Raw genomic sequence first — 6,398 nt, 5'->3', positions numbered from 1 at the left:
GGGGCAGGGCAGGGGGGTTACCCCTTTGCCGCATCCCCGACCGTGCCCGCAAATTCCTCGAAATCCTTCGCCTCGCGGAAGTCCTTGTAGACGCTGGCGAAGCGGATGTACGCGACGGGATCGAGACCCTGCAGCCCTTCCATCACCAGTTCGCCAATCCGGCCCGAGGGGACTTCGCTGTCGCCGGTGGTCTCCAGTTGCCGCTGTATGCCTGACACCAGCCGTTCGACCTGTGCCGGGGTGATCGGCCGCTTGCGACAGGCGGTGGCGACCGAGCGGAGCAGCTTGTCGCGGTCGAAGGCCTGGCGGCGGTCGCCGGACTTCACGACGGTCAGGTCGCGCAGCTGGATGCGTTCGAAGGTGGTGAAGCGCGCGCCGCAGCCCGAACATTGTCGGCGGCGGCGGATGGCGGCGCCGTCGTCGCTGGGGCGGCTGTCTTTTACCTGACTGTCTTCATGGGCGCAGAAGGGACAGCGCATCGATCTTCCTGGAAAAACCGCCCGCGCCACCATTTGGCGGCGCGGGCGGGGTGCCGCGTCAGTAGCGCGGCTTCTTGTTCGCCTTGTAATAAGCATAGCCGGCGCCGGCGGCGGCGCCGATCAGCGGACCGACAAAGGGAACCGGAATCGCGATCACTGCGCCCAGAGCACCCCATTTCGCCATGCTCTTGCCGACCGACTTGTCCTGCATCTTTCGAACTCCTTACAGACCCGGATAGATCGGGAACCGCTTGCACAGCGCCCGAACCCGTGCCTTAACGTCCGCCTCGACGGCAGGGTCCCCGGCCTCGCCCTTGTTGTGCAGGCCGTCGAGCACGTCGGCGACCATGTGGCCGATCTCGGCGAATTCGGCCTTGCCGAAGCCGCGGGTGGTGCCGGCGGGCGACCCGACGCGGATGCCGCTGGTCTTGACCGGGGGGAGGGGATCGAACGGGATGCCGTTCTTGTTGCAAGTGATCGCCGCACGCTCCAGCGCTTCGTCGGCATCCTTGCCGGTGACGCCAAGCGGGGTGAGGTCGATCAGCGCGAGGTGGGTGTCGGTGCCGCCCGCGACGATGTTCGCACCGCGATCCTTGAGGGTGGCGGCCAGCACCTGCGCATTTTCGACGACGGCGCGGATATAGTCCTTGAACTCAGGCCGCAGCGCTTCGCCGAACGCGACCGCCTTGGCCGCGATCACGTGCATCAGCGGGCCACCCTGCAGCCCCGGGAACACCGCCGAGTTGATCTTCTTGGCGATGGCTTCGTCGTTGGTCAGCACCATGCCGCCGCGCGGGCCGCGCAGCGTCTTGTGCGTGGTGGTGGTGACAACATCGGCATGGCCGAACGGGGTCGGGTGCAGGCCCGCAGCGACGATGCCGGCGAAATGCGCCATGTCGACCATGAACTTGGCGCCGACTTCATCGGCGATCGCGCGGAACTTGGCGAAGTCGATATGGCGCGGATAGGCCGAACCGCCGGCGATGATGAGCGTCGGACGGTGTTCGCGGGCGAGCGCCGCGACCTGATCGTAATCGATCAGGTGCGTCTCGCGGTCGACGCCGTACTGGACCGCGTTGAACCACTTGCCCGACATCGCCGCCTTGGCACCATGCGTCAGGTGACCGCCGGCGTCGAGGCTCATGCCCATGATCGTGTCGCCGGGCTTGGTCAGCGCCAGCATCACCGCGCCGTTCGCCTGCGCACCCGAATGCGGTTGGACGTTGACGAAGCCGCAGCCGAACAGCTGCTTGGCGCGGTCGATCGCCAGCTGCTCGACCTCGTCCGAGGGGTGGCAGCCCTGATAGTAACGCTTGCCGGGATAGCCCTCGGCGTACTTGTTGGTGAAGACCGAGCCTTGCGCCTCAAGCACCGCCTTCGACACGATGTTTTCCGACGCGATCAGCTCGATCTGGTAGCGCTCGCGCTCCAGTTCGTGGGTGACGCCGGCGAACACGGCGGGGTCGGCATCGGCGAGGCTGGTTTCGAAGAAACCGTCGGGGCGGAACTGGTCGGTCATGGGGCGCGGCTCCCGCTGAGAAAGAGGTCGCGCGCGCTTTAGGGTCCAAACGTCATCAGAACAAGGTCGTGACGGAGCGGATTTTGCTGCCAGGCAAGGAGCAAGGAGCGGAGCGATGCTCCAGCATCGTGACCGACGCGCGACGCCGCTTGGCAGCAAAATCCGCCCGCCGCTCCGCGGTCGATCAAGGAAGGTCATCCACCGCGTCGCTTGCTTGCGCGTAGCGTCGGCTACGCGACTACGCTGCGCTTCTTGTAGATGACCTTCCTTGATCGATCACGATCCTTGTTCTGATGACGTTTGGACCCTTTGTCCGGGTGTCATCGAATTGCCACCCGGGGAATCGGGTTTCGGCGGTGTTCCGCGCTTCCCTATCCGTCGTCACCCCGGACTTGATCCGGGGTCCCGCTTTTTACTGCCGTCGAGAAGAAGCGGGACCCCGGGTCAAGCCCGGGGTGACGGTAAGAGGCGGTCGTCGACGCCCGATCAGGCCGGCGGATTGCCGAGCTTGTCGACGCGGCGCTGGTGGCGGTCGCCGCCGAACGGGGTGGCGAGGAAGGCGGTGAGGCAGGCCTTCGCCATCTCGGCGCCGATCAGCCGGGCGCCCATCGCGATGACGTTCGCATCGTTATGTTCGCGCGCCAGCGACGCCGACAGCGGTTCGGACACGAGCGCGCAGCGGCAGCCGGCCACGCGATTGACCGCGATCGAGATGCCGATACCCGATCCACACAAGGCGACGCCGAAATCGGCCTCGCCGCCGCTAACCGCTTGAGCGAGCTTGTAGCCATAGTCGGGATAATCGACGCTGGTCGTGTCGTGCGGCCCCAGATCGGCGACTTCGTGCCCCTGGTCGTGCAACCAAGTGGCGAGTTCTGCCTTGAGCGTCAGGGCGGCGTGGTCGGATGCGAGTGCGATGCGGGCCATGGCGCCGCTTCTAGCGGTCGGGATACGGCAGCACTAGGCTGTGTCCAACGACAGGCAGGAAAGGATGAAGGGATGCGTGGAACGATCATCGTAGCGGCTTTGGCGTTGAGCGCGTGCGGCGCCGACGAGCGACGCAGCGAAGGGGCCGCGACCCAGGCCGAGATCGAGAACAGCGCCGCGACGCCGCTGCCCGCCCCGGTGCCGCCGCGCGCACCCAGCCCGACCCCGACCCCGACGCCGACCGCCACCGCCACCGCGACGCTGGGCGCCAACCATTATCTCGGCCGCTGGATCGGGGTGGAGGGTATGTACCTGAACGTCACCGAACCGGCGCAGGGCGAGGTCAAGCTGGAGATGCAGTACGACCTCGACAACAAGGGCACCTATACCGGCACGATCACGCCCGAAGGCATCCGGTTCCAGCGCGGCGGCGAAACGCTGCTGCTGCGGCCGAGCGACGGCGATGCCACCGGCCTTAAATGGCTGGCGGGCAAGAAGGACTGCCTGACCGTCAAGCCGAGCGAAGGCTATTGCCGTGACTGATCCCATGGCCGCATCGACCCCGATCCGGGCGCGGCCGCCGGTGGCGGCGCTGGCGCTGGGCTATGCCGGGTTGCTGCCGCCGGCCATCGGCATCGCCTGGCGGTTGCTCGACCCGGCCAAGGGCGGCGCGGCCAATGCGCTGGGGCTGTTCTACGCCGCGCTGATCCTGAGCTTCCTGGGCGGCATGTGGTGGGGCGCGGCGGCGGCGCGGCTGAGCGGGGCGGCGCTGACGCTGTGGCTGGCGATCGCGGTGGTGCCGTCGCTGGTCGCGCTGGCGGCGGGCGCGGTGCTGTTCACCTCGGTCCTGTCGGGCGCGGCGATCGTCGCCGCCGGGCTGCTCGGATCGCTGCTGGTCGATATGGCGCTGGTGCGCGCAGGCCATGTTCCGCCGTGGTGGATGCGGCTGCGCGTGCCGTTGTCGGTCGGTCTGGCGGCGCTGACGCTATGCGCGGGGCTGCTGGCTCAGTCATGAGTCGCGCGCATTAACGAACTTGCCGTATTTTGCGTGTAGTTCGCTGATTTAAGAGGCAAATAACCCCCGATATCGGTGTGTTCATGCGGATAGAATTCGATCAGGCACGCAATGCGCTGGCCTTTTTGCAATATCATCGACTTGAACCGAGCGCGGTCAATTATCAGACCGCGCTCGTTCATCTGTCCAGATCGTACCATCCGTTGTACGAAGAGGTCGTTGCCGCGGTCGATGACGCGCAACTGACCGATGCGAAGTTCGCCGAATTGGCGAAGGTCCATGCGTCCGGTATCGCCGATTGGGCGAGGAATGGCGGCGTGGCGGCGCCCGATCCGTCGGTCGCGGAGCGGTTGAGCACGACCGAGCAGGGCCTGGCCGCGCTGCGCGAACAGGTGGCGGCCCTGACGGCGCGGATCGAGGCGGGCGGCGTCGGCGTGGTCGATGCCGAGCATGACGAATTGACCAAGGCGCTGAACCAGACCGGCGCGCGGCGCGTGCTGGACCAGGTCGCGACGGGCGACCAGCGTTATGTCCTGCTGATGTTCGGGATCGACCGGCTGGTCGGGATCAACCGCGAATATGGCAATTCGGTCGGCGACAACATCCTGAACGCCTTTGCCAGCAAATTGGCCAATACCTTTCCCGAACATGAGGCGATCCGCTGGGCCGGTAACGAGTTCATCGTCGCCATTCCGGGGCAGACGATGACCGCGGTGCGCGCGCGGGCGGAGGAGGCGCTGCAATTGCTGGAGCGGCGCAAGTTCAAGCTGCGCGAGTCGGGCGAGGCGATCGGCACCGTCACCGCATCGGCGGCGATGGTGTCCGATCAGGGCAACGACATCGAATGGGTGATCGAGGAGGCCCGCGCGAAGCTGCAGGGGGCGATGCTGTCGGGGGGTAACCGGGTCGCGGTGTAGGGACGAATCCTCCCCGGTACGGGGAGGGGAACCGTCGCCGGAGGCGATGGTGGAGGGAGATGGCCCCGCAACGCAACCGCTACGTATGCCGACCGCCCCCGCCACCAGCTTCGCTGGCCCCCTCCCCGTGCCGGGGAGGATTGTTACGCGGCTTTCTTCAGTTCGAGGCGGCCCCAGATTTCGACCAGCGCGGCGGTGAGTTCACGCATCATCGCCTCGTCATGCGCCGGGCCGGGGGTGAAGCGCAACCGTTCGGTGCCGCGCGGGACGGTCGGGTAATTGATCGGCTGCACGTACACGCCATATTCGCGGAGCAATATGTCGCTGATCCGCTTGGCCTTGACCGGATCGCCGACCATCAGCGGCACGATATGGGTGGTGGTGTCCATCACCGGCAGCCCGGCTTCGGCGAACAGCACCTTCAGCATCGCGGCGGCGGCCTGTTGCCCGTCGCGCTCGGCGGGCGATGCCTTCAGGTGGCGGACGCTGGCCAAGGCGCCTGCGACCAGCACCGGCGACAGCGAGGTCGTGAAGATGAAGCCCGGCGCATAGGAGCGGATGACGTCGATGACGGTGCGGTCGGCGGCGATATAGCCGCCCATCACGCCGAACGCCTTGCCCAGCGTCCCTTCGATGATCGTCAGGCGCGATGCAGCTTCGTCGCGTTCGGAAATGCCGCCGCCGCGCGCCCCGTACATGCCGACGGCATGGACCTCGTCGAGATAGGTCAGCGCGTTGTATTTGTCGGCAAGGTCGCAGATCGCGTGGATCGGCGCGACGTCACCGTCCATCGAATAGACGCTTTCGAACGCGATCAGCTTGGGCACCGCCGGGTCTTCGGCGGCGAGCAGTTCCTCGAGATGCGCCAGGTCGTTGTGGCGGAACACCCGCTTTTCGCAGCCCGAATGGCGGATGCCGGCGATCATCGACGCGTGGTTCAGTTCGTCGGAAAAGACGATGCAGCCGGGCAGGATGCGCGCCAGCGTCGACAGCGTCGCTTCGTTCGAGACATAGCCCGACGTGAACAGCAGTGCCGCTTCCTTGTCGTGCAGGTCGGCCAGTTCGCCTTCGAGATCGATGTGATAGTGGGTGTTGCCGCCGATATTGCGGGTGCCGCCCGACCCTGCGCCGACATCGTGCAGCGCTTCCTCCATCGCGGCGATGACAGCGGGATGCTGGCCCATCGCCAGATAGTCGTTCGAGCACCATACGGTGATCGGCTTCGGCCCGTTATGCCCGGCGAAGCAGCGCGCATTGGGGAATTGCCCCTTGTTGCGCAGGATGTCGATGAAGACGCGGTAGCGCCCTTCCTCGTGCAGGCGGTCGATCGCCTGTGCGAAGACACGGTTGTAATCGACCGAGCGGGCCGGAACTGCGTCGATGCTCATGGGGCGGGGGTGTACCTGTTGGGGCGGCCCGTTTCCAGCGGATAAAAGCGGTTATGGTGATCGGCGGGGTTGGACATATTGTCCAAGGGGGGCGGTTTTTCTCCTTCGTCATCCCAGCGAAGGCTGGGATCTCCCGGCGACGAAGCGCGCGCC

Annotated in this window: 8 protein-coding genes; 3 read left to right on the top strand and 5 right to left on the bottom strand. The window is 66.3% G+C overall.

Translation table 11 applies throughout. The features are described 5' to 3' along the window. Positions 1-17: 17 nt before the first annotated feature. The 4 genes from nrdR to rpiB form a co-directional block, all read right to left on the bottom strand. The gene (nrdR, locus tag CA237_RS10480) at positions 18-479 is read right to left on the bottom strand and encodes a transcriptional regulator NrdR (protein ID WP_066688793.1); all 462 of its coding nucleotides are present in this window, start codon (positions 477-479) and stop codon (positions 18-20) included. 58 nt (positions 480-537) lie between these two features. Then, positions 538-690: a hypothetical protein gene (locus CA237_RS19660; RefSeq protein ID WP_164523862.1), complete on the bottom strand. Its 153-nt coding sequence runs from the start codon at positions 688-690 to the stop codon at positions 538-540. Between the two features lie 12 nt (positions 691-702). Further along, positions 703-1,998 carry a serine hydroxymethyltransferase gene (gene glyA / locus CA237_RS10475; RefSeq protein WP_126014002.1) on the bottom strand — a complete coding sequence of 432 codons (1,296 nt, stop codon included), beginning with the start codon at positions 1,996-1,998 and terminating at the stop codon, positions 703-705. Between the two features lie 486 nt (positions 1,999-2,484). After that, positions 2,485-2,925 (bottom strand): ribose 5-phosphate isomerase B, encoded by a 441-nt coding sequence (rpiB, locus tag CA237_RS10470; RefSeq protein WP_066688791.1) that lies wholly within the window; start codon positions 2,923-2,925, stop codon positions 2,485-2,487. A gap of 72 nt (positions 2,926-2,997) precedes the next feature. Here rpiB and CA237_RS10465 point away from each other — a divergent pair, with 72 nt between their 5' ends. The 3 genes from CA237_RS10465 (at position 2,998) to CA237_RS10455 (ending at position 4,857) form a co-directional block, all read left to right on the top strand. Beyond that, positions 2,998-3,468 carry a hypothetical protein gene (locus CA237_RS10465; protein ID WP_126014000.1) on the top strand — a complete coding sequence of 157 codons (471 nt, stop codon included), beginning with the start codon at positions 2,998-3,000 and terminating at the stop codon, positions 3,466-3,468. Further along, positions 3,461-3,940, top strand: coding sequence for a DUF3429 domain-containing protein (locus CA237_RS10460; RefSeq protein ID WP_241215468.1), 480 nt, complete (start codon positions 3,461-3,463; stop codon positions 3,938-3,940). Before CA237_RS10465 ends, CA237_RS10460 begins: the two co-directional genes overlap by 8 nt. An 83-nt stretch (positions 3,941-4,023) precedes the next feature. Beyond that, a complete protein-coding gene (locus tag CA237_RS10455) occupies positions 4,024-4,857 on the top strand; it encodes a GGDEF domain-containing protein (protein WP_066688785.1) in 834 nt (277 codons plus the stop codon). Positions 4,858-5,000: 143 nt separating this feature from the next. On the opposite strand, the gene hemA is transcribed toward CA237_RS10455, so the two are convergent. Beyond that, positions 5,001-6,245, bottom strand: a complete 1,245-nt coding sequence (gene hemA / locus CA237_RS10450) for a 5-aminolevulinate synthase (RefSeq protein ID WP_066688783.1) — start codon at positions 6,243-6,245, stop codon at positions 5,001-5,003. Between the last annotated feature and the right edge of the window lie 153 nt (positions 6,246-6,398).

Origin of the sequence: Sphingomonas sp. ABOLH (genome assembly GCF_003951715.1) — a bacterium.
GTDB lineage: Bacteria > Pseudomonadota > Alphaproteobacteria > Sphingomonadales > Sphingomonadaceae > Sphingomonas > Sphingomonas hankookensis_A.
The sequence above is the reverse complement of the archived record's forward strand: the minus strand, read 5'-3'. Positions and strand labels throughout refer to the sequence as shown.